This window comes from Rathayibacter rathayi, assembly GCF_004011095.1.
GTDB classification, from domain to species: Bacteria; Actinomycetota; Actinomycetes; order Actinomycetales; family Microbacteriaceae; genus Rathayibacter; species Rathayibacter rathayi.
In genome coordinates this window covers 2,057,999-2,081,026 of the sequence record NZ_CP028129.1, presented here as the reverse complement: position 1 = coordinate 2,081,026, position 23,028 = coordinate 2,057,999, and the positions used below count along the sequence as shown (strand labels likewise).

Genomic DNA, 23,028 nt, shown 5'->3' with positions numbered 1-23,028 from the left:
CTCGCGGCGACACAAGTGCTAACGGGCGCGTGTTAGCGTCGGTAGCGTGAGCGAGAGTGGGACGGCGCGGGAGCGGATACTTCGGGCGACGGGGGAGCTGCTGGCCGAGGGCGGGCGCGATGCCGTGTCGACGCGGGCGATCAGTGCGGCGGCGGGGGTGCAAGCGCCCACGATCTACCGGACGTTCGGCGACCTGCGCGGGCTCCTCGACTCCGCGGCGGCTGCCGGGTTCGCCTCGGCACTCGCCGACTTCGAGCGGAGCGAGGTGCCGACTGACCCCGTCGACGCCCTCCGCGCCGCCTGGGATCACCACGTCGCCTTCGGGCTCGCCGAACCGCACCTCTACGCGCTGATGTTCACCGCTCGGCCGGGGGAGGAGTCGGAGGCGGCCCGCCTGTCCCGTGGCGTCCTCCTCGACGCGGTCCGCGCCGTCGCCGAAGCCGGCCGCCTCACGGTCGACGTGGAGCGCGCCTCGCGCCTGCTGCACTCGGCCGCGCTCGGCTGCACCCTCATCCTGACCGCCCTCGCCGACCCGGACGACGAGCTCTCGTCCCGCTCGCGCGAGTCCGTCCTCGCAGCGATCACCACGGCGGAGGCGGGCCCCACCGATCCTGCGGCCCGCGCGGTCGTCGCGCACGCCGTCGCCCTGCGCACGGCGCTCCCAGCGATCGAGCGCCTGAGCCCGGGGGAGCGCCTTTTGCTCGACGAATGGCTGGGGCGTATCGCCGACTGAGCAATCGTCGGTGGGCACCACGATGAGAGGATTTCGAGCATCGAAATCTGACGAAGCTAGAAATTACCCCCGCCTTGGGGTCACTCAGCTCAGCGGGCGCGCGGGCTCAGCGGTTAGGGTCAGGAGATGGTTCCCGTGATGACACTGAAGCGAACTGGCAAAGTAGGGTCCGCCGCCGATGCAAACGACGGCATGACCGACTCCGAACGCGCAGACCTTGCTCTTGCGTTCCACCAGGGCATCGGCAGGAAGACCGTCGACCCGGCGAAGGTCGACGCGGTGCGCCGGCGCCTGAGTGCTCGGAGGAACGCTGGTCGATAGCGAGCCCATGTGGGTGCTGGCCGACGCCTCGCATGAGGAGGCTCTCAACCATTTCGTGTGCGCTGATCCTCCCAAATGGCTGTGGGACAAGCATCGAGGTCGTCACCACCCGAGCAAATGGGAACTCGAGACGCAAAGTGCCATTCGGGGGCTCCGTCTCCCCGTGCCAGAGGACGAAGGCGTAATTTTAGCCATGTTCGGCTCTGAGATAGCCGGAGTTATTTGGCTCTCTTTCGACGTCGACGAGACGCAGCTGCTCGTGAGGGCGATCGCGACGCACATCGACTACCGCGGCACTGGATTGGGTGGCCGACTACTCGACGAGGGCCTTCGACTGCTCGAAGCAAACAGGCTTTACCACCAGCTCGACTGCGCATTCTGGGCGAATATTCACTCCTCGAATGATGCAAGTAAGCATCTGTTTGCCAGTCGAGGTTTTGTAGATATAGACGAAAGCCCGGTAGGAACATCGCCCGCGGGTCTGCATACGTGGGCCAAGGCGCCAGGTCTTGTCTGAACCTCGACCCGGACGACGAGCTCTCGTTCCGCTTGCGCGAGTCCGTCCTCGCGGCGATCACGACGGCGGTGGCGGGACCCACCGATCCCGCGGCCCGCGCAGTCGTCGCGCTGCGCACGGCGTTCCCGGCGGTCGAGCGCCTCAGCCCGGGGAGCGCCTCCTGCTCGACGGGCCTCGGGCGCCGGAGGTCAGGTCGGGTCCGGTCTTCCCGTCAGCGGGGTCGGATCGCCGAACTGTGCCACTGGCGCCGTGCCGGAGCCCCCGGCATGCACAAACGGTGCCCGTGCTGGCGAGAGCTACGGACACCGTTCGCGGAGGATGGGGGATTCGAACCCCCGAGGGCTTTCACCCAACACGCTTTCCAAGCGTGCGCCATAGGCCACTAGGCGAATCCTCCTGGCGCGACCGGAGCCGCGACTCATCGATACTAGCCGGTGTCGCAGCCGCGCGCTGACCACGAGCCCGCGGAGCGCCGCTCTCGGCGGCGCGCGTCGTCGGTTAGACTGTCACCCGGCTCCCCGCGTGGCGCCATCCAGGCCAACTCCCCCAGGGCGGAAACGCAGCAAGGGTAACCGGGCTCTGGCGGGTGCGCGGGGGGTCTTCTTCCTTTTAAGCGCTGCTCCGCTCGCTTCACTGGGCCGCTTCGTCCGCGCCCCCGGCACATGCTGGCACATGCTCCTCCACAGCCCGCCACATGTGCACGCCCTCCCCTCCCTGGCCTCTACCCAGCTAGGCGGACGGACCCCCTCGGTAGGCTGCATCCGATGGTTCAGAGCATCTACATCTCGTCCGCCGAAGGTCATTCGGGCAAGTCCACGATCGCCCTCGGCGTCCTCGACGCGCTCAGCAGCCAGGTGCAGCGGGTCGGCGTCTTCCGTCCGATCGCCCGCTCCACCTCCGAGCCCGACTACGTGCTCGAGATGCTGCTCGGCCATTCGGACTCCGGCCTCGCTTATGAGGACTGCATCGGCGTGACCTACGAGGATGTGCACGCCGACGGCGAGGCCGCCCTCTCGCGCATCGTCGAGCGCTACAAGAGCGTCGAGGCGCGGTGCGACGCCGTCGTCATCCTCGGCTCCGACTACACCGACGTCGGCAGCCCCACCGAGCTGGGCTACAACGCCCGCATCGCCGCGAACCTCGGAGCCCCGGTCCTGCTCGTGCTCACCGGCCGCGATCCCTCCCGCAGCGAACAGCTCGGCCAGGCGCCCGCGCGCACGCCGGAGGAGATGCGTCAGATCACCGAACTCGCGTCCGTCGAGCTGCGCACGGCTCACGCGGGCCTCATCGGAGTGATCGCGAACCGTGCCGATCCGGCCACCGCAACCGACGCGATCGCGGCGATCCGCGAGAGCATCCCCGCCTCGGTGCCGGTCTGGGCCATCCGGGAGGATCCATTCCTCGTCGCCCCGAGCCTGTCCCGCCTGGTCGAGGCGGTCGACGGAGTCGTCGTCGCGGGCGACCCCGAGCTGCTCGGCCGCGAGGCGCTCGGCGTCGTGATCGCCGGTATGTCGATGGTCAACGTCCTCCCGCGTCTCACCGAGGGCGGCGTGGTGATCGTCCCCGGCGACCGCCCCGAGGTCGTCCTCGCCGTGATCATGGCCCACGCCTCCGGCACGTTCCCCACCGTCACCGGCATTATTCTCAACGGCGGGTTCGAGCTGCCGGAGCCGATCGTCCGGCTGATTGAGGGCGTCGACAGCCGTGTTCCGATCGTGATGACCGAGCTCGGCACCTACGACACCGCCGTCCGCGTCACCGCTGCGCGGGGACGCCTCGCGGCCGACTCGCCGCGCAAGCGCGACACCTCGCTCGCCCTCTTCCAGGAGGCGGTCGATGTCGTCGAGCTGCTCACCCTGCTCGACGTGGGCCGCTCCGAGGTCGTCACCCCGCTGATGTTCGAGTACGGCCTGATCGAGCGCGCGCGCATCGCCGACCGCCACATCGTGCTGCCCGAGGGCGGAGACGACCGGATCCTCCGCGCCGCCGCGACCGTCCTTCGGCGCGGCATCGCCCGGCTGACGATCCTCGGCGAGGAGGCCGAGATCCGCGCCCGAGCGGCAGGCCTGGGCCTCGACCTCGATGGCGCCCGCGTGCTGAGCACCCTCGACTCCGAGCACCGCGCCCGCTTCGCCGAGGAGTACGCCCGCATCCGCGCGCACAAGGGCATCACCTACGACCACGCCTACGACACGGTCACCGACGTCTCCTACTTCGGCACGATGATGGTGCAGCTCGGCCTAGCCGACGGCATGGTCTCCGGAGCCGCGCACACAACGGCGCACACCATCCGCCCCGGCTTCGAGATCATCAAGACCAGCCCGGGCGTCTCGGTCGTCTCGAGCGTGTTCCTGATGGCGCTCGCCGATCGGGTCCTGGTCTATGGCGACTGCGCGGTGAACCCCGACCCGACCGAGGCGCAGCTCGCCGACATCGCGATCTCCTCCGCCGAGACCGCGCAGCAGTTCGGCATCGACCCGCGCATTGCGATGCTCTCCTACTCCACCGGCGAGAGCGGAGCCGGCGCGGACGTCGAGAAGGTCCGCGCGGCGACGGCGCTGGTGCGCGAGCGCCGACCCGACCTGCTCGTCGAGGGCCCCATCCAGTACGACGCGGCGGCGGATACGGCGGTCGCCGCCTCGAAGATGCCCGGCTCCCAGGTCGCCGGGCGCGCGACGGTGTTCATCTTCCCCGATCTGAACACGGGCAACAACACCTACAAGGCCGTGCAGCGTTCGGCCGGCGCCGTCGCGATCGGGCCGGTCCTCCAGGGCCTGCGCAAACCCGTCAACGATCTCTCGCGCGGTGCGCTCGTGCAGGACATCGTCAACACCGTCGCTATCACGGCCATCCAGGCGGCGACCCAGGCCATCATTCCGCCCACCGCCGCCATCCCCGTGGTGGGCTAGCGGCCACCGCGCCGCCGCCCCGCCCTGCCGACCCCGATCCCCCAGGAGTCTCCTCATGTCCGTCGTCCTCGTCGTCAACAGCGGTTCGTCGTCGTTCAAGTACCAGCTCATCGAGATGACCACGGAGGAGACGCTTGCGAGCGGCCTCGTCGAGCGGATCGGCGAGAACTCGGGCCGAACCAAGCACACCCGCGAGGGGGAGTCGTTCGAGATCGAAGCGCCGATCCCCGATCACACCGCGGGCTTTGACGCGATGATCCGCGCGTTCGGCGAGCACGGCCCAAGCCTCGACGAATTCCCGCCGGTCGCTGTGGGCCACCGCGTCGTGCACGGCGGCAAGCGCTTCTTCGAGCCGACCGTCGTCACCGATCTGGTGAAGATCAACATCGAGGACCTCGCCGACCTCGCCCCGCTGCACAACCCCGCCAACCTTGAGGGCATCGAGGCGGCGCAGAAGGCGTTCCCCGACGTCCCGCACGTCGCCGTCTTCGACACCGCCTTTCACCACACCATCCCCGCCGAGGCCTCGACCTACGCTTTGCCCGCCGAACTCGCCGAGAAGCACCGCGTCCGCCGCTACGGTTTCCACGGCACCTCGCACAAGTTCGTCTCGGAAGCGGCCGCCGCCTACCTCGGCCGCCGCCGCTCCGACCTCAAGACGATCGTCCTGCACCTGGGCAACGGAGCGTCCGCCTGCGCCGTCGACGGCGGCGTCTCCGTCGAGACCTCGATGGGGATGACGCCGCTGGAAGGCCTGGTGATGGGCACCCGCTCCGGCGACCTCGACCCCGCCGTCGTCTTCCACCTCGCCCGCAAGGCAGGCCTCGCCATCGACGAGCTCGACACCCTCCTCAACCGCCGCAGCGGACTGCTCGGCCTCACCGGACGCGGCGACATGCGCGATGTCCAGGAGGCTGCCGAGGCGGGCGACGAGCAGGCCCGCGCCGGACTCGACGTCTACTACCACCGCCTCCGCCACTACATCGGGGCCTTCTACGCTCAGCTCGGGCGCGTCGACGCCGTCGTGTTCACGGCAGGAGTCGGCGAGAACGTCGCCGCCGTCCGCGCCGGCGCCCTCCGCGGCCTCGAGGGCCTCGGCATCGAACTCGACCCCGAACGCAATACCTCCACCGACCGCGGCGCCCGCCGCATCTCGACCGATGACTCCCGCGTCGCCGTCCTCGTCATCCCCACCAACGAAGAACTCGAGATCGCCCGGCAGTCCTTATCGGTCGTGTAGCGGCTGCGCCGCTCCACGACTCGCGGTCGGCTTCTCGAAGGGCTGCGTTCCGCAGAGCGGGTCCTGTCGGGCTGCCCGGAATCGCTCGCACGCGGCGGCGCTTGCTCGTCGTGCAGCGGTGAACCGCTGCACGACCGCGGTCGGCTTCTCGAAGGGCTGCGTTCCGCAGAGCGGGTCCTGTCGGGCTGCCCGGAATCGCTCGCACGCGATTCCGGGTCGCGGCCCTCTGCCGAATGCTTGCTCGTTTGCCTTGGTGGTCGAGGAGCCGCGGGACGCGGCGTATCGAGGCCGCGTCACGGATCGAGGCGGTCAGGGCGGCAGGCGGGCGTCGCCGGAGTAGAGGTTGAAGCCGGAGCCGCGGCTGAAACCGATCAGGGTGAGGCCGCTGTCTCGGGCCAGGTCGACGGCCAGCGACGGCGGGGCGCCGACCGCAGAGAGCAGCGGGAAGCCCGCCATCACCGCCTTCTGCACGAGCTCGAACGAGGCGCGCCCCGACACCTGCAGCAGTGTCCCGCGCAACGGCAGCCGTCCCTCCCGAAGCCCCCAACCGACCACCTTGTCTACGGCGTTGTGCCGCCCCAGGTCCTCCCGGAGCACCAGCAGCGAGCCGTCGGAGTCGAAGAGTCCGGCCGCCTGCACGCCGCCGGTGCGCTCGAACACCGCCTGCGCCTCGCGGAGTCGATCGGGGAGCGAGACCACCAGCTCTCGCTCGACCCGCAGTTCGTCCTCCGCGACGCTCCACGCCGAGTCCGTGGCGACCACGTCGAGTGACGCGAGCCCGCAGACTCCGCACGAGTTCGTTGTGTACACCGACCGCTCACGCTCACGACCGGACCCCCGAACGGCGGTTCCTCCTAGACAGGCTCGGCCCCGTCGAGGGCCGGGGCGAGTGTCGGCGGCCCCGCCACGACCCTCCGCTCGGCGTCGTGCACCGCCTCGAGCGCGAGGCCGAGGAGTGTGGAGTCGCGGTGGGGCAGGAGCGGCTTCAGCGCTCCACCGAGCCGGGTCGCCCGTCCGCCCGCGAGCACGATGGCGTCGAAGCGGGGGAGCGGCGGCGGAGGGGACACGACTCCGAGGCTACGCGGGCACCGGTCCCGTGTCCCGGTTCCAGTGTCGGAGGTCGCCGCTACTCTGGTCGGGTGGTAGCAGCCCTGTATCGCCGGTACCGGCCCGAGACGTTCGCCGAGATGATCGGCCAGTCCCAGGTGACGGACCCGCTCATGACGGCGTTGCGCACCAACCGCGTGAATCACGCCTACCTCTTCAGCGGTCCGCGCGGCTGCGGGAAGACCACCTCGGCGCGCATCCTCGCCCGCTGCCTCAACTGCGCCACCGGCCCCACTGATACTCCCTGCGGCGTCTGCGACAGCTGCGTCGAGCTCAGCCGCGAGGGCCAGGGCTCGCTCGACGTGGTCGAGATCGACGCGGCGAGCCACAACGGAGTCGACGACGCGCGCGACCTGCGCGAACGCGCCATCTTCGCCCCGGCGCGCGATCGCTTCAAGATCTTCATCCTCGATGAGGCGCACATGGTGACGCCGCAGGGTTTCAATGCGCTGCTCAAGATCGTCGAGGAGCCGCCGGAGCACGTCAAGTTCGTCTTCGCGACCACCGAGCCGGACAAGGTGATCGGCACCATCCGCTCGCGCACCCACCACTACCCGTTCCGGCTTGTGCCGCCGGCCCAGATGCTCGACTACACGCAGAAACTCTGCGAGCGGGAGGGAGTGCAGGTGGCGGCCGGTGTGCTGCCGCTCGTGGTCCGCGCGGGCGGCGGGTCTGTCCGCGACACGCTGTCCCTCCTCGACCAGCTGATGGCCGGCTCCGAGGCCGAGACGGTCGAGTACGAGCGGGCCGTCGCGCTGCTGGGCTACACCCACGGCGCCCTGCTCGACGAGGTGGTCGACGCGCTGGCCGAGCACGACTCGGCCGAGGCGTTCGGAGCGGTCGACCGCGTCATCCAGACGGGTCAGGACCCGCGCCGCTTCGTCGAGGACCTGCTCGAGAAGCTGCGCGACCTGATCGTCGTCGCGGCCACCGGAGGCGCAGCCTCTGCCGTGTTGCGGGGCGTCTCGCAGGACGAACTCGACCGCATGGCCGGCCAGTCGCGCGCGCTTGGCCTGGCCGAGCTCTCCCGCATCGCTGACGTGATCAACGCGGCCCTCACCGAGATGACCGGTGCGACATCGCCCCGCCTGCACCTCGAGCTGATGATCGCGCGGACCCTGGTGCACGGCATCGGTGCGGGGATCGCGCCCGCTCCGGCGCAGGAGGAGCGTCCGCGGCACGTCGCCGCACTGCGTACCTCCGCCGAGGCCGCGCCCCGGTCGCCCGAGTCGTCGCGCGCGCCCGAGCCGCACCTGGTCTCGCACGCCGCCGCTCCGGGCTCGGTGCCCGAGTCGATCGCTGCCGCGCCTCGTACGCAGGCGCCGGTCACCGCGTCCGTCACCGCATCGCCGGTGCAGGCGCCCGAGGAGATGGCGCCCGCGGAGACGTCGGTCGAGCAGACGTCCTCCACCCCGGTAGCCGCGACCACTGCACCCGCCGCGACCACTGCACCCGCTGCCGCACCAACGGTTGCGGAGCCCGCCTCCGACGGCGCGGTCACCCTCCAGCGGATGAAGGACACTTGGCCCGAGATCCTCGAGGTCGTGCAGAAGGCGAAGACGACGGCCTGGCTGGTCGCCTACACCGCCCAGGTGCGTGCCCTCAAGGACGACGTACTGACCCTGTCGTTCCCGAGTCAGAACGACGTCGAGTCGTTCAAGATGCCGGGCACCGCTGGGCAGCCGGGCGTCAGTGAATACCTGCGGCAGGCGATCCAGCAGGTCCTTGGCCTGCGGGTGAAATACATCGCGCGCGTCGAGCCGCGCGCTGCCGCTCCCGAGGCCGAGCGGGCCGCAGCCGAGGCGCCGAGTACTCCCGCCCCGGCCGCTGCCGCCCCGGCCCCGACGGACGGCGACGGCTGGGCCACGGTCGCGATCCCCGCCGACCCGACCCCGTCCGCCGAGGTCGCCGCTCCTTCCGCAGAGGCGGCCGCACCGAGCGCTCCGGTCGAGGTGCCCGTCGCGGCAGAAGGTCGGGGACGCGCCGTGCCCGCTTCTGCCGCCGATGAGCCCCCTGCCGACGACCCCCCTGCCGATGAGCCCCCCTTCGACGAGGAGCCGCCGGAGGAGGACATGCCCCCGGTCGAGCCGCCGATGCCCGACTCCTGGGCGACCGTCATGCCCCCCGGCGAGCCGGCTGCAGCGCCCGAGCCGGCCGCCCCGGCGCGCCCGGCCCCTACCGCCTACCGCCCGGCGCCCGCCGCGAGACCGGTCACCCGGACGACTCGATCGGCCACCGCCGACGGTCGCCAGCGCTACGGCGAGGCGGTCGTGCGCGAGATCCTGGGTGCCCAGTTCATCGAGGAGCAGCCGCACATGCCGCGCGGCCCCCGCGTGACCGGCGCGTGAGCCGCACCCTCCGTCCCACCCCCGCCCGCCCCACCCGAGAGGAGGCGACCGCATGTACGAAGGCATCGTCCAGGAGTTGATCGACGAGCTCGGCCGACTCCCCGGCATCGGCCCCAAGTCGGCCCAGCGCATCGCGTTCCACATCCTCCAGACCGAGACGTTCGACGTCACTCGCCTCGCCGAGATCCTGCTGGAGCTGCGTCACCGGGTGCATTTTTGCGACCTCTGCGGCAACGTGGCGGAGGAGGCGACCTGTGGGATCTGTCGCGATCCCCGCCGCAGTCGCACGGTCATCTGCGTCGTGGAGGAGGCGAAGGACGTCCCCGCGATCGAGCGCACCCGTGAGTTCCGCGGTCTCTACCATGTGCTCGGCGGCGCGATCAGCCCGATCGACGGCATCGGTCCCGATCAGCTCCGCATTCGCCAGCTGCTGCAGCGCCTCGCCGATGGCGAGGTGCAGGAGGTGATCATCGCGACCGACCCCAACCTCGAGGGCGAGGCGACCGCGACCTACCTCTCGCGCATGCTGAGCACGCTCGGCATCCGCATCACCCGCCTGGCCTCGGGCCTGCCTGTCGGCGGTGACCTCGAGTACGCCGACGAGATCACGCTCGGCCGTGCCTTTGAAGGCCGTCGCCTCGTCGAGAACTGACGCGACCGCCGAACACCTACAAGACCGACCCGGTAGGCGGGCGACCGGTAGACTCGCCCGTCGGGTCGCGAGGGCCCTCCAGCCACCGACCCGGGAGCAGAACGTGAGCCTGATCGTCCAGAAGTTCGGCGGGTCCTCCGTCGCTGACGCGGAGAGCATCAAGCGGGTCGCGAAGCGCATCGTCGCCACTAAGCAGGCGGGGAACGATGTCGTCGTCGCCGTCTCGGCGATGGGCGACACCACCGACGACCTGCTCGAACTCGCCCACCAGGTCACTCCCATCCCGGCGCCCCGCGAGCTGGACATGCTGCTCTCCTCGGGCGAGCGCATCTCGATGGCGCTGCTGGCGATGGCGATCAAGAGCATGGGCTTCGAGGCCCGCTCCTTCACCGGCAGCCAGGCCGGCATGATCACGGATGCGCAGCACGGCGCCGCCCGCATCGTCGACATCACGCCGGTCCGCCTGCGTGAGGCGCTCGATGAGAACGCGGTCGTCATTGTCGCCGGGTTTCAGGGCTTCAACCGTGACACGAAGGACATCACCACCCTCGGCCGCGGCGGTTCGGACACCACCGCCGTCGCGCTCGCCGCGGGCCTGGGTGCCGACACCTGCGAGATCTACACCGACGTCGACGGAGTCTTCACCGCCGATCCGCGCGTGGTCAAGAAGGCTCGCAAGCTCGACCGCATCACGAGCGAGGAGATGCTCGAGCTCGCCGCCGCCGGCGCGAAGGTGCTCCACATCCGCGCCGTCGAATTCGCCCGCCGCCACGGAGTCACGCTGCATGTGCGCTCCTCCTTCAGCCCCAACGAGGGCACCATCGTCTATAACGCCGACACCGTCGGCACCCAGCAGAACGGACAAGCCGTGGAAGAGCCCATCATCGCCGGAGTCGCCGCCGACCTGAACGAGGCGAAGATCACTGTCGTCGGCGTCCCCGACATCCCCGGAAAGGCCGCGCAGATCTTCACGATCGTGGCCAAGACCGGCTCCAACATCGACATGATCGTGCAGAACGTCTCGGCCGCGGCGACGGGTCGCACCGACATCTCGTTCACGCTGCCCAAGGCCGACGGCCAGACCGTCCTTCTGGCGCTGAACGCCGAGAAGGACGAGGTTGGCTTCGAGTCGCTGCAGTACGACGACCAGATCGCCAAGCTCGCGCTCGTCGGCGCCGGCATGCGCACCAATGCGGGCGTCTCGGCAAAGCTGTTCCGCTCGCTCTACGAGGCGGGGATCAACATCGAAATGATCTCGACCAGTGAGATCCGCATCTCGGTCGTCACTCGTGCCGACACCGTGAACGAGGCCCTGCGCGTCGTGCACACCGCCTTCGGGCTCGACGCCGAGGACGAGGCCGTCGTCTACGCGGGCACCGGCCGCTGACGGCCGACCTCCCTCGCGATTCGGCCGTTTCTCTCGAGCGGCCGACCCGACCGATACCCTCTCCCTCGACACCCCGCCGCGAGCGGCCCGCGCCGCACGGACGAAAGAGCACAGCATGAGCAGCACCTCCCTCCACATGGGCGTCGTCGGCGCGACCGGCCAGGTCGGGAAGGTGATGCGCCGCCTCCTTGAGGAGCGCGACTTCCCCGTCGCGTCCATCCGCTTCTTCGCCACCGCCCGCTCGGCAGGCACGACCCTGCCGTTCCGCGGTGAGGACGTGGTGGTCGAGGACGTCGAGACCGCCGATCCGTCCGGGCTCGACATCGCCCTGTTCTCGGCGGGCGCCACGGGCTCGCGCGCGCAGGCGCCCCGTTTCGCTGCGGCAGGCGTCACGGTGATCGACAACTCCAGCGCTTGGCGGATGGACCCGGAGGTGCCGCTGGTCGTCAGCGAGGTCAACCCGCATGCCATCGACCAGGCGGTGAAGGGCATCATCGCGAACCCGAACTGCACCACGATGGCCGCGATGCCGATCCTGAAGGTCCTCGACCGCGAGGCCGGACTCACCCGCCTCATCGTCAGCACCTACCAGGCCGTGTCCGGCAGTGGGCTGGCCGGAGCGAACGAACTGGCCGGTCAGGTCCGTGCCGCCGTCGCCGACGAGCACCTGCTCGACCTGGTCCGCGACGGCTCGGCGGTCGCCTTCCCCGCGCCCGAGAAGTACGTCGCCCCGATCGCCTTCGACGTCATCCCCTTCGCGGGGAACCTCGTCGAAGACGGCTCGAACGAGACCGACGAGGAGAAGAAGCTCCGCAACGAGAGCCGCCGCATCCTCGAGCTTCCCGAGCTGCTGGTGTCCGGCACCTGCGTGCGCGTGCCCGTCTTCACCGGCCACTCACTCTCGATCAACGCGGAGTTCGCCGCGGCTCTGAGCCCCGAGCGGGCGCGTGAGCTGCTGGCCGAGGCACCCGGCGTCGTCCTGCGCGAGGTGCCGACTCCGCTGGAGGCCGCCGGCACGGATCCGAGCTACGTCGGCCGTATCCGCGCCGACGAGGGGGCTCCGGAGGGACGTGGCTTGGCGCTGTTCATCAGCAATGACAATCTGCGCAAGGGCGCGGCTTTGAATGCCGTGCAGATCGCCGAGCTGATCGCGGCGAAGCAGCCCGTCTCCTGATCCACGGGGGAGGGGGCGCTGTCGCGTTCGACCGCCCCGTCCGCGTGGAAAAGCCGCGAATTTGATGGGGGCGACCGCCCTCTCCCCACCGTGGCGCGCTCGGGCGAGCGTAAACTCGACTCTCGTGAACTCCTCGGAACCGGTCGACGTTGCCCTCATCGGTGGGGGCATTATGAGCGCCACTCTCGGCGCACTGATCACCCAGCTGCAGCCCGACTGGACGATCGCCGCCTACGAGCGCCTCGGCGACGTTGCACAGGAGTCGTCGAACCCGTGGAACAACGCGGGCACCGGTCACGCCGCCCTCTGCGAGCTGAACTACATGCCCGAGGCGGCCGACGGCTCGGTGGACGCGGCGAAGGCCATTCAGATCAACGAGCAGTTCCAGATCTCGCGTCAGTTCTGGTCGAGCCTGGTCGAATCAGGTGACATCCGCGAGCCGTCCAGCTTCATCAACCCGGCGCCGCATATGACCTTCGTGCACGGCGACGCGAACGTCGAGTACCTGCGCAAGCGCTATGAAGCCCTGAAGGACCAGCCTCTCTTTGCCGGCATTGAGTTCACCGAGAGCATCACGACGATCCACGAGTGGGCGCCCCTGCTGATGGAGCAGCGGCCGGCGGGCGGTGGCCCCTACGCCGCGACCCGCGTGCCGGCCGGAACCGATGTCGACTTCGGCTCGCTGACGCACCAGCTGTTCGACCACGTCGTCGCCCACGGCGGCACCCTCGACACGGGTCGCGAGGTCACCGACATCACCCGACAGAAGGACGGCACCTGGCGCCTCGATCTCAAGCAGGTCGTGGGCGGAACGCCCCAGCGAGTGAGCGCCCGCTTTGTCTTCGTCGGCGCAGGCGGCGGCGCGCTGCACCTTTTGCAAAAGTCGGGGATCCCCGAGATCAAGGGCTTTGGAGGCTTCCCCATCTCGGGGCAATTCCTCCGCACCGACAACCCAGAGCTGGTCGCCCGGCACAAGGCGAAGGTGTACGGCAAGGCCGCGGTCGGTGCGCCACCGATGTCAGTGCCGCACCTCGACGCCCGCGTCGTCGACGGCGAGTCCTCACTCCTCTTCGGCCCGTATGCCGGCTTCACGCCCAAGTTCCTCAAGCGTGGGTCGTGGCTCGACCTGCCGCTCTCGATCCGCCCCCACAACATCGGCCCGATGCTCGCGGTTGCTCGCGACAACCTCGACCTGATGAAGTACCTCATCGGCGAGGTGCTCGCCGGCCGCGGCAAGAAGATGAAGGCGTTGCGCGAGTTCTTGCCGACCGCCCGCGATGAGGACTGGTACCTGATTACGGCCGGGCAGCGCGTTCAGGTGATGAAGAAGGACGAGAAGAAGGGCGGAGTGCTGCAGTTCGGGACCGAGGTCATCACTGGCGCAGAGGGGACCATCGCCGGCCTCCTCGGCGCCTCGCCCGGAGCATCGACGGCGGTGCCGATCATGCTCGACATCGTGCAGAAGTGCTTCCCCGACCGGATGACGGCCTGGGAGCCCCGGATCCGCGCACTGGTGCCGAGCTACGGCTCCACCCTCAATGACGCACCGGAGAAGGCCGAGCGAACCGTCAGCACGACCGCCGAAACGCTGGAACTCGCCGCGTCGGTGTGATCCGCGCTGTTCGAACATGTGTTCTCATGGCTGCATGAGATGGAACGGACAAGCGATCGGCACGGCCGATGAGGCCGCGCTGCCCGGGCTGGTGAAGCTGACCGATCTGGTGCGGACAGTGCGGACCCCGGAGTTCGACGGGATCACCTTCTACGAGGTGCTCGCGAAGTCGGCGCTGAACCGGGTGCACACCTCCTCGACGATGCCGTTCGGCTGGAGCATCAATCCGATGCGCGGCTGCACGCACGCCTGCACCTACTGTTTCGCCCGACCGACCCACGAGTACCTCGAGTTCGACGGCGGGCGCGACTTCGACTCGCACATCGTGGTCAAGGTGAACGTCGCCGAGGTGCTCACTCGCGAACTCGCCAAGCCGAGCTGGGAGCGGCATCCGGTCGCCCTGGGCACCAACACCGATCCCTATCAGCGCGCCGAAGGCCGCTACCGGCTGATGCCGGGCATCCTTTCCGCGCTCGCCGCTTCGGGCACCCCGATCTCGATCCTGACGAAGGGGTCGCTGCTGCGGCGCGACCTGCCGCTTCTCCGCGAGGCCGCCGAGCACGTACCGGTCGACCTCGGAGTCTCGATCGCCGTCTACGACGAGGGCCTCCAGCGCTCCGTCGAGCCGGGCGCGCCCACGGCCGCCGCCCGTCTGGCAACGGTCACCGCGGCACGGGAGGCGGGATGTGAATGCTCGGTGTTCTTGATGCCGATTCTGCCGTTCCTCACCGACACGCGCGCGCACCTGGACGAGTCGCTCCGGGCCTGCCGCGCGGCGGGTGCCAGCACGATCATGTATTCCACGCTCTACCTCAAGCCGGGAGTCAAGGAGTGGTTCCTGCAGTGGCTTGCGCAGGAGCACCCCGAGCTCCTCGACCGCTATCGCTCTCTCTATCCGGGCCGCGCCGCCTACGCCCCGCTGGAGTACCGCCGTTGGCTGTCGGAGCGCATTCGCCCGTTGATGCGGGCGCATCGTCTGGAGCGCGGAGAGGAGGATCCGGCGACCGGGTCGGTCCGTTCCTCCGCCCTGGGCTCGCTCGGCACTCTGCGAACCCTTGGCGGTGAGCGGCGTTCCCTCCAGCACGACGGTCTGCTCGTCGGCGAACTCGGCCCCGAGCGCGCCGCGATCCTCCGGGGCGTCGGGCAGCCGACGCTGTTCTGAGCCGGTTGTGCCGCAGGCCGCGGCTAGGATCGTCCGCATGATCACCCGCTCCGGCGAGCCCTCGGGCTCCTCCGTCTGGAGCGCTCGAGACTCGGGTCCGCGCCCGGTCCGCTTCGGCCTGCTCGACCCCGACGAGGACCAGCTCGCCGCGACCGCCGCGTGGATCCGCTCGCACGCCCCGGACTTCGAGGTCGTCGTCGCCGCGTGCACCTGGCTCGACCTCGTCACGAGCGATGTGTTCCCCACTGAGGTGGTGGTCATGGACACCCAGCTGTGCGAACCGATCTCGATCGAGGCGCGGATCCGTACCTGCCGTGCCGCGGGCGCCGCTGTGGTCGTGCTCTCGGACAGCGAGGACGACGAGGTGCACGAGCGGGCCCTGCGTGCCGGAGCCGTCCGCCACCTCGCGAAGTCGCGTCCGATCTCCGAGGTGATGGAGCAGACCCGCGCCGCTCTCGAGATGCGCTCTGCCGACGTGTCCTCCTCGCAGTGGCGCCCGCTACCGTCCGGGGTCGCCGCGCAACAGCGCCCGCGGCTGAGCGCCTGCGAGCTGGAGGCGCTGCGCTTGTACGCGTCCGGCTCGAGCACTCCGGAGGTGGCCGCGAAGATGAATGTGCAGTTCGAGACCGCGAAGACCTATCTGCAGCGCGTGCGCCGCAAGTACGTCGCCGTCGGACGCCCAGCGAGCCGGCGCGCCGATTTGATCCGCCGAGCCGGCGAGGACGGTTTTCTCCCGTGAGCGCCGCGCAGTCGCCGAGCCTCCTCCGCACTCGCCGTGAGGAGACCTGATGGCGAAGCTGTACTTCCGTTACGGAGCGATGAACAGTGGGAAGAGCACGTCGCTCCTGCAGGCCGCGTACAACTACGAGGAGCGAGGCCACCGGGTGTTGGTGGCCAAACCCGCCGTCGATACGAAGGGTGACACGCTGATCGTGTCGCGGCTGGGTGTCACCCGTTCGGTGGACGTCCTGTTCGAGCCCGACGGTGATCCGATCGCCGTCTTCACTGCCGCACGGGCCCGTGTCCTGGCCGAGTCGGCACGCGACATCAGCGCCCTCCTCGTCGACGAGGCACAGTTCCTGCCCGAGTCGCAGGTGGATGACCTGCTCCGGATCGCCATCCTCGAGAACGTCCCCGTGCTGGCCTACGGCATCCGGACGGACTTTCGCACCGTCGCCTTTCCGGGTAGTCGGCGGCTCCTCGAGATCGCCCACAGCCTCGAGGAGCTGAAGACGATCTGCCGGTGTGGGCGCAAAGCGATCTTCAACGGGCGCGTCCTCGACGGCCGTTTCGTGTTCGACGGCGACCAGGTCGCGATCGACGGCGCGGCGGTCACATACGAGTCCCTGTGTGGCGCCTGCTACCTCCAGGAGAGCCGCGGTCGGCTCCGTGACTGACCGGTGGACCATCTCTCGTCTGGCCGACACCCATCGGAAACGAGGAAGATGGGTAGCCTGGCGACGTGACAACACCGGAAACGGAAGTACGCCTTTCGGAGCAGCAGGAAAGGTCGGGGAAATCGATGACGGCGCAAGGAACATCGCCGAAGCGTCGACCGTCGTGGGAGCAGGACTACCGGCGTCGGCTGCTGATCACGGACGTCGTCGCCATCGTCCTCTCCGTCTTCGGGACGCAGTTCTTCTGGTTCGACCTGAACCTCAACTCCGACGTGGGCTTCCAGAATCCCGCGGACATCGCCGTCAGCTACACCTGGGTGTCCGTCGCCCTCTCGGTCGGCTGGCTGCTCGCCCTCCAGGTCTTCGACACCCGTGACCGGCGGATCGTCGGCACAGGCTACGTCGAGTACCGCCGTGTCGTCGACGCGTCGATCTGGCTCTTCGGCATCGTCGCGATCATCGCTTACCTGCTGCAGATCCTGCTGGCGCGTGGCTACATCATCACGGCGTTCCCCGCCGGGATCGTGTTGATCTGCGTCGGCCGTCTGGTCTGGCGCTCCTGGCTCACCCGGCAGCGCCGCTTGGGCCGCTCCTCAAGCCAGGTCGTGTTGCTCGGTTCCCGCGCGAGCGTCCTGCACACCGCGCGCGAACTCCGGCGCGGCACCGAGGCGGGCTACAAGCTCGTCGGCGCCGTCTCCACGTCGATCGGCGGGGCGGACGCCCTGGAGAGCGAACAGGAGTTGTCGGGCCTCGCGGTCCACGGCTTCACCGGGATCGACGGGGTTCGCGCGGTCATGGACGCCACCGGCGCCGACACGGTGGTTGTTACGAGTTCGGACGAGCTCGCTCCGCAGCGGATCCGTGAGTTGAGCTGGACGCTCGAGCCGGGGCGCGAGCACCTGGTCGTCGCGCCGAGCCTCACCGACATCGGCGGCCCCCGCATCCACACGCGCCCGGTCGCCGGTCTGCCGCTGATCCATGTGGAGACCCCACGGTTCGACGGACGCCAGCGCTTCGCCAAGCGCCTGTTCGACATCCTCGCCTCGACGATGCTGATCATCCTCAGCGCGCCGGTCCTCGTGGTGGTCGCCGTGCTGGTCACGATCACCAGCCCCGGGCCGGTGCTCTTCCGTCAGGAGCGCATCGGGTTGAACGGAGCGACATTCGAAATGCTCAAGTTCCGCTCGATGGTGGTTGACGCCGAGGCTCGTCTGGCCGCTCTCGCGTCGCAGCAGGGCGCGGAGGGGAACTCGATCCTCTTCAAAATGGCAAAGGACCCGCGGGTCACCCGCGTCGGTGCGATTCTGCGCCGCTTCAGCCTCGACGAGCTGCCGCAGTTCCTCAACGTCTTCCGCGGCGACATGTCGTTGATCGGCCCGCGGCCGCCGCTGGCCCGCGAGGTCGAGCAATACGAGGAGCATGTGCACCGCCGCTTCCTGATGAAGCCGGGCATCACCGGCCTCTGGCAGGTCAGCGGTCGCTCGAACCTCTCGTGGGAGGACACCGTCCGCCTCGACCTCTACTACGTCGAGAACTGGTCGATGACCGGCGACATCGTCATCCTCTTCAAGACCGCGCGCGCTGTGCTCGCCCGCGACGGAGCGTACTGATGGTCGCCGTCAGGGCCCGAGAGCCCCGCACACTGTCCGTCTCGGTGCTCGAGACCCCGTTCCGAGTCGTCTTCGGCGGCGGCGTCAGCGACGAGGACGCGGCGCGCATTGCCGACAGTTGGGCGTCTTGCGCCGCGGAGCCGGACGATGAGGCGCGGGACGTCCTCGCCGAGGTGGCCGCAACTCCCTCAGCCTCGCTCGACGACTCGCCACGAGTCTCGAGTGCCACCCTCGAGCAACTGGAGGAGTCGCTCACCTCGACCCTCACCGTCGAGGCGATCGGCGCCCGGCGCAGCGACCTGCTGATGCTGCACGCGTGCGGGATCGCCGACGACTCCGGCCGCGTGCTCGCCTTCGTCGCGGCATCCGGAACCGGCAAGACCACGATCGCGCGGACACTCGGCCTCCGTTTCGGCTACGTGACGGACGAGACGGTCGCCATGACCCCCGACGGCCGCGTCCTGCCCTACCCCAAGCCGCTGTCGGTGAAGCCGCTGACCGGCTCCGCGCCCAAGGCTCAGCTCGCGCCCGGCTCGCTCTCGCTGCGGCCGGTCCCGGAGGTGCCGCTACGGCTCGCCGGAGTCGTCCTACTCGAGCGCCGGGACGGAGTCGGGACGCCCTTCCTCGAGGACGTCGACCCGATGGAGGCGATCGAGGATCTTGTGCCGCAGACGTCCTACCTCTCGGCTCGTCCGCGCCCGATCGCCGACCTCGTCCGCACGCTGACCGGTCTCGGCGGCGTCCGGCGCTTGGTCTACTCCGAGGCCGGCAGTGTCGTTCCGCTGGTCGAGGAGGCGTTCGACACTCTCGGTGCCCACGCTCCGGCGATCTGGAGCGAGGTCCTCGCCCTCCCGCTCGAGCCGCTCCAGGAGGCGCGCCCCGGCTCGGTCCTGCGCGCCCCCGCCGACGATGTGATCGCGCTTCCCGACGGGCAGTTGCTCGTGTTCTGCGAGGACACCCTCGTGCGCCTCTCCGGCATCGGGCCGATCGTCTGGCGGCACCTCGGCAGCGGAATGGACGTTGACGGCCTCGTCGCCGCGGTCCTCGACGAGGCCGGTCCGCCGCCACCCGGGGTCGACGCCACGGCCGTCGTCGAGGCGGCCCTGGTCGAGCTCGAGGGCCTGCGCGTGATCACGAGAGGGGCTCCGCCGGGGCCAACCCCCGACGGGTGGCACGTATGACGCGCCTCACGTCGAGGCTCGTGGAGCCCTGTGTCAGAATTCGGAAGAACATGTCCCCGGCGTCCGCCGCGTGATCCGTACCAGCGAAGGAATCTGACTCCGTGGAACTTCGAGACGTCCTCCGGCTGCTCCGCGACCACTGGATCCCGATCGTTGCGGCGATCCTCCTCGGCACAGTCGTTGCCTTCGGCTGGTCGCTGACGCAGAAGCCACGTTACGTCGCCGATTCGCAGGGTCTCGTCTCGGTCGCCACTGGCGGCGGCGGCAGCGATGACAGCCAGGCGATCTACACGCAGCAGATCGCGCAGACGGTCGCCAAGTCGAATCTCGCGACCTACGTCCCCATCGCAACCTCGCGCGACGTCGCGCAGATCGCGATCGACAGCCTCGGTCTCGACGTCTCGCCCGCCGCGCTGATCTCGGCGATCACCGTGCAGCCCGACACCGTCGCCCCGGTGATGAAGGTCAGTGCCACCGCCTCCACGCCCGAAGGTGCGCAAAAGCTCGCCGACGCGTGGGTCTCGGCGATCGCCACGAAGGTGCAGCAGGTCAATCAGGAGACGGGAGTGGGCGACACCGTCACCCTCACCGTTCTGCAGACCGCCGCGCTTCCGTCGGCACCGGCATTCCCCAACCTGCGCCTCGTCCTCGCGGTCGGCGCGCTCGTCGGCCTCGTCCTCGGCCTGGTCTACGCCTTCGTTCGCAACACCCTCGACCGTCGCATCCGTACCGCAGAGATGGTCGAGCGACTGTTCGATCTGCCCGTCGTCGGCACGCTTCCCGTCGACAAGCGCCTGAGCGAGACCAACCGCATCGTCCCCGAGGCCGACACCACCGACTACGTGAAGGCCGACGGCAAGCACGCCCTCGCGGAGTCTCTTCGTGAGCTGCGCACCAATCTGCAGTTCATGAACATCGACAGCCCGCCGCGGATCATCGTCGTGACAAGCCCGCTGCCCTCCGACGGCAAGTCGACCGTGACCGCGAACCTCGCGGTCACCCTCGCCGCCTCGGGTCAGCGCACCGTCGTGGTCGACGGCGACCTCCGCAAGCCCACCGTCGCCAAGTCCTTCGGCCTCGTGCCGGGCGTGGGTCTGACCGATCTGCTCATCGGCAAAGCCGAACTGCAGGATGTCTTGCAGCCGTGGGGTCCCTCCGGGAACCTCTGGGTCCTCGGCGCGGGCTCGATCCCGCCGAACCCGTCCGAGCTTCTCGGTTCCAACGGGATGGACATCCTGCTGCACGAGATCGCTCGGGAGGCCATCGTGATCGTCGACGCGCCGCCGCTGCTCCCGGTCACCGACGGCGCCATCCTCACCGCCCGGACCGACGGTGCGCTCGTCGTGATCTCGGCCGGTAAGACGACGACGGACGAACTCGGCAAGGCGATCCAGAACCTCGAGCGGGTCAGCGGCCACACCCTCGGCGTGATCCTCAACCGCGTGCCCGCGCGCGGTCAGGTCGGCCGAGGTTACGGCTACTACTACACGAGCTACTACGGGTCCGAGCGATCGGGCGCCCGCCCGGACACGGCCGTCGAGGCCGAGCCCGCGCCGACCTCGGCCTGAGCGCCCCGCGATGATCCTGCCGGGAGACGATTCCGCCCGCCCCACTCGACGGAGCTGGCGACCGGACGAGCCGGTCGCCGCCTCCGCCGCACCGGTCTTCACTGTGCTGTCCGTCTGCACCGGCAACATTTGTCGGTCGCCGATGTCCGAGCAGCTGCTGCGCGCCGCGCTCGCCGAAGTGACCTCCCCGAACGGGGGTCCGCTCTTCGCCTTCACCAGCGCCGGAGTCAGGACCCGCCCCGGCCTGCCGATGGACCCGGTCTCGGCGCGATTCTCTACGCAGCACGGTGGTGACCCGGCGGCTCACAGCAGTGCGGTGCTCGACGAGGCGGTCGTCGGCGGGGCCGACCTCCTGCTCACGATGACCCGCGACCACCTGGTCGACGCTTCCCGACGCTTCCCGTCACTGCTGCTTCGCGGATTTACTCTGCTCGAGTTCGCGCGAGTATTTCCGTTCGTCCTGCGCGAGGTTCCGTTGCCGTCCGTCGAGGACCCGGCGGCTCGACTCCGCGCCGTCGTGCGGCTGGCCGCCGCCCACCGTGGGCGTGCGCCGCGCGGCGAGGGCGACGACATCGAGGACCCGATCGGCCGAAGCGAGGCCGTACACGAACGAGTCGCCACGCAGATCTCTGCCGCTGTCGCTGACGTCTCCCGTGATCTGAGAGCATTGGCGCGGCGGTAGTCGCGCGCCACCGGCGCGCCGACGCCTTGCCGCATCACATCGCTCCTCCTCACCGTCGCGACCGCGACACGAGCCTGTCCCGATTCGGAGACCCCCCTGTGAAGCTTTCTGTCATCGGCTGTGGCTACCTTGGTGCCGTCCACGCCGCCGCCATGGCCGAGCTCGGCCACGACGTCATTGGCATCGACGTGGACCAGAAGAAGATCGACGCTCTCGCCGCCGGCACCGCGCCGTTCTTCGAGCCGGGCCTACCCGAGCTGCTGTCCTCCGGAGTCGCCTCCGGCCGCCTGCGCTTCTCGACCGACATGGCCGCTGCGGCCGGCGCCGCGGTGCACTTCGTTGCCGTCGGCACGCCCCAGAAGCCGGGCGAGAACGCCGCCGACATGACCTACGTCGATTCGGCGATCGACGGCCTCCTGCCGCATGTGGGCGCCGACTCCCTGGTGGTCGGGAAGTCGACGGTCCCCGTCGGCACCGCCGCGCGCCTGGCCGGGCGCATCGCGTCCTCCGGCGCGACGCTCGCCTGGAACCCCGAGTTCCTCCGCGAGGGCTTCGCCGTGCAGGACACGATCAGCCCCGACCGCCTGGTCTACGGCGTGCCCGAGGGCGAGGCCGGAGCGAGGGCCAAGGCGACCCTCGACGAGGTCTACGCGACCGCGCTCGCCGCCGAGACTCCGCTGGTGGTGACCGACTACGCCACCGCCGAGCTGGTGAAGGTCTCGGCCAACGCTTTCCTCGCCACCAAGATCTCGTTCATCAACGCGATCGCCGAGATCGCCGAGGTCACCGGCGCCGACGTCACCCAGCTCGCCGACGCGATCGGCTACGACGTGCGCATCGGCCGCCGCTTCCTCAACGCCGGCATCGGCTTCGGTGGCGGCTGCCTTCCGAAGGACATCCGGGCCTTCTCTGCGCGAGCCGACGAGCTCGGTGTGGGCGGCTCGGTCGCCTTCCTCAAGGAGGTCGACGCGATCAACCTGCGCCGACGCCAGCGTGTCGTCGATCTCGTGACCGAGGGCCTCGGCGGCTCCGTCGAGGGGCGCCGCATCGCGGTGCTGGGCCTGGCGTTCAAGCCCGAGTCGGACGACATCCGCGACTCGCCGTCGCTCGACGTGGCGACGCGCCTGCACGCCCTCGGCGCGCTGGTCGTCGCGACCGACCCAGAGGCAATCGAGAACTCGCGTCGCCGCTACCCCGAGCTCACCTACACGAGCGACGTCGACGAGGCAGTGACCGGTGCCGATGCTGTGGTCGTCGTCACGGAGTGGAAGCAGTTCCGCGCCCTCGACCCGGCCGTCACCGCGACGAAGGTGGCCAACACCTTCCTCGTGGACGGGCGCAACTGCCTGGACCCGGCGGCCTGGCGAGCGGCCGGCTGGGAGTACCGCGGCCTCGGTCGCTGACCCACCCGGGCCCGGTGCCGCTCTC

General features: G+C 69.6%; 18 protein-coding genes, 1 tRNA gene, 1 other RNA gene and 1 pseudogene. 18 read left to right on the top strand and 3 right to left on the bottom strand.

Translation table 11 applies throughout. From position 1 onward, the window contains the following. Nucleotides 1–46 precede the first annotated feature (46 nt). Both C1O28_RS09970 and C1O28_RS09965 read left to right on the top strand, forming a co-directional pair. Nucleotides 47–733, top strand: a complete 687-nt coding sequence (locus C1O28_RS09970) for a TetR/AcrR family transcriptional regulator (protein WP_097165381.1) — start codon at nucleotides 47–49, stop codon at nucleotides 731–733. Nucleotides 734–1,067: 334 nt separating this feature from the next. Further along, complete coding sequence (locus C1O28_RS09965) at nucleotides 1,068–1,571, top strand: GNAT family N-acetyltransferase (RefSeq protein WP_160487482.1); 504 nt, start codon at nucleotides 1,068–1,070, stop codon at nucleotides 1,569–1,571. 312 nt (nucleotides 1,572–1,883) lie between these two features. On the opposite strand, the gene C1O28_RS09960 is transcribed toward C1O28_RS09965, so the two are convergent. Beyond that, nucleotides 1,884–1,968: transfer RNA gene (locus tag C1O28_RS09960), tRNA-Ser, on the bottom strand. 112 nt (nucleotides 1,969–2,080) lie between these two features. Here C1O28_RS09960 and ffs point away from each other — a divergent pair. The 3 genes from ffs to C1O28_RS09945 all read left to right on the top strand — a co-directional run bounded on the left by ffs (nucleotide 2,081) and on the right by C1O28_RS09945 (nucleotide 5,720). Continuing rightward, nucleotides 2,081–2,177: signal recognition particle sRNA small type (gene ffs, locus C1O28_RS09955), an RNA gene on the top strand. A 158-nt stretch (nucleotides 2,178–2,335) separates the two neighbouring features. Next, nucleotides 2,336–4,480, top strand: a complete 2,145-nt coding sequence (gene pta, locus C1O28_RS09950; protein WP_097165383.1) for a phosphate acetyltransferase — start codon at nucleotides 2,336–2,338, stop codon at nucleotides 4,478–4,480. Nucleotides 4,481–4,535: 55 nt separating this feature from the next. Continuing rightward, nucleotides 4,536–5,720 carry an acetate/propionate family kinase gene (locus C1O28_RS09945; RefSeq protein WP_097165384.1) on the top strand — a complete coding sequence of 395 codons (1,185 nt, stop codon included), beginning with the start codon at nucleotides 4,536–4,538 and terminating at the stop codon, nucleotides 5,718–5,720. Nucleotides 5,721–6,029: 309 nt separating this feature from the next. Here C1O28_RS09945 and C1O28_RS09940 read toward each other — a convergent pair. Together C1O28_RS09940 and C1O28_RS15405 are read right to left on the bottom strand one after the other, a co-directional pair. Then, a pseudogene (locus C1O28_RS09940) lies at nucleotides 6,030–6,536 on the bottom strand (formate dehydrogenase accessory sulfurtransferase FdhD); the annotation flags it as partial. A gap of 38 nt (nucleotides 6,537–6,574) precedes the next feature. Further along, nucleotides 6,575–6,787, bottom strand: coding sequence for an NTP transferase domain-containing protein (locus C1O28_RS15405; protein ID WP_097165386.1), 213 nt, complete (start codon nucleotides 6,785–6,787; stop codon nucleotides 6,575–6,577). Nucleotides 6,788–6,859: 72 nt separating this feature from the next. Between C1O28_RS15405 and C1O28_RS09930 the strand changes: the two genes are divergently transcribed. From C1O28_RS09930 to C1O28_RS09870, 13 genes are all read left to right on the top strand, one after another. Further along, on the top strand, nucleotides 6,860–9,175 hold the full coding sequence (locus tag C1O28_RS09930) for a DNA polymerase III subunit gamma and tau (RefSeq protein WP_097165387.1): 2,316 nt from the start codon (nucleotides 6,860–6,862) through the stop codon (nucleotides 9,173–9,175). A 52-nt stretch (nucleotides 9,176–9,227) separates the two neighbouring features. Further along, nucleotides 9,228–9,827 (top strand): recombination mediator RecR, encoded by a 600-nt coding sequence (recR, locus tag C1O28_RS09925; RefSeq protein WP_097165388.1) that lies wholly within the window; start codon nucleotides 9,228–9,230, stop codon nucleotides 9,825–9,827. Nucleotides 9,828–9,930: 103 nt separating this feature from the next. Continuing rightward, nucleotides 9,931–11,214: an aspartate kinase gene (locus C1O28_RS09920; protein WP_097165389.1), complete on the top strand. Its 1,284-nt coding sequence runs from the start codon at nucleotides 9,931–9,933 to the stop codon at nucleotides 11,212–11,214. A gap of 115 nt (nucleotides 11,215–11,329) precedes the next feature. Continuing rightward, entirely contained in the window at nucleotides 11,330–12,388 is a 1,059-nt protein-coding gene (locus C1O28_RS09915; protein WP_097165390.1) for an aspartate-semialdehyde dehydrogenase, read from the top strand. Nucleotides 12,389–12,452: 64 nt separating this feature from the next. Then, entirely contained in the window at nucleotides 12,453–14,000 is a 1,548-nt protein-coding gene (locus C1O28_RS09910; RefSeq protein WP_097165391.1) for a malate:quinone oxidoreductase, read from the top strand. 34 nt (nucleotides 14,001–14,034) lie between these two features. Further along, entirely contained in the window at nucleotides 14,035–15,162 is a 1,128-nt protein-coding gene (locus tag C1O28_RS09905) for an Rv2578c family radical SAM protein (protein WP_097165392.1), read from the top strand. Nucleotides 15,163–15,199: 37 nt separating this feature from the next. Next, a complete protein-coding gene (locus C1O28_RS09900) occupies nucleotides 15,200–15,901 on the top strand; it encodes a response regulator transcription factor (RefSeq protein WP_122999642.1) in 702 nt (233 codons plus the stop codon). Between the two features lie 49 nt (nucleotides 15,902–15,950). Beyond that, nucleotides 15,951–16,559, top strand: a complete 609-nt coding sequence (locus tag C1O28_RS09895) for a thymidine kinase (protein WP_097165393.1) — start codon at nucleotides 15,951–15,953, stop codon at nucleotides 16,557–16,559. A gap of 125 nt (nucleotides 16,560–16,684) precedes the next feature. Then, complete coding sequence (locus C1O28_RS09890; RefSeq protein WP_097165394.1) at nucleotides 16,685–18,169, top strand: sugar transferase; 1,485 nt, start codon at nucleotides 16,685–16,687, stop codon at nucleotides 18,167–18,169. Further along, the gene (locus C1O28_RS09885; RefSeq protein WP_097165395.1) at nucleotides 18,169–19,350 is read left to right on the top strand and encodes a hypothetical protein; all 1,182 of its coding nucleotides are present in this window, start codon (nucleotides 18,169–18,171) and stop codon (nucleotides 19,348–19,350) included. The genes C1O28_RS09890 and C1O28_RS09885 overlap by 1 nt, the downstream gene beginning before the upstream one ends. A gap of 101 nt (nucleotides 19,351–19,451) precedes the next feature. Continuing rightward, a complete protein-coding gene (locus C1O28_RS09880; protein WP_097165396.1) occupies nucleotides 19,452–20,918 on the top strand; it encodes a tyrosine-protein kinase domain-containing protein in 1,467 nt (488 codons plus the stop codon). Nucleotides 20,919–20,928: 10 nt separating this feature from the next. After that, nucleotides 20,929–21,600 (top strand): arsenate reductase/protein-tyrosine-phosphatase family protein, encoded by a 672-nt coding sequence (locus C1O28_RS09875; protein ID WP_097165397.1) that lies wholly within the window; start codon nucleotides 20,929–20,931, stop codon nucleotides 21,598–21,600. A gap of 98 nt (nucleotides 21,601–21,698) precedes the next feature. After that, the gene (locus C1O28_RS09870; RefSeq protein ID WP_097165398.1) at nucleotides 21,699–23,003 is read left to right on the top strand and encodes a UDP-glucose dehydrogenase family protein; all 1,305 of its coding nucleotides are present in this window, start codon (nucleotides 21,699–21,701) and stop codon (nucleotides 23,001–23,003) included. The last annotated feature ends 25 nt before the right edge of the window (nucleotides 23,004–23,028 follow it).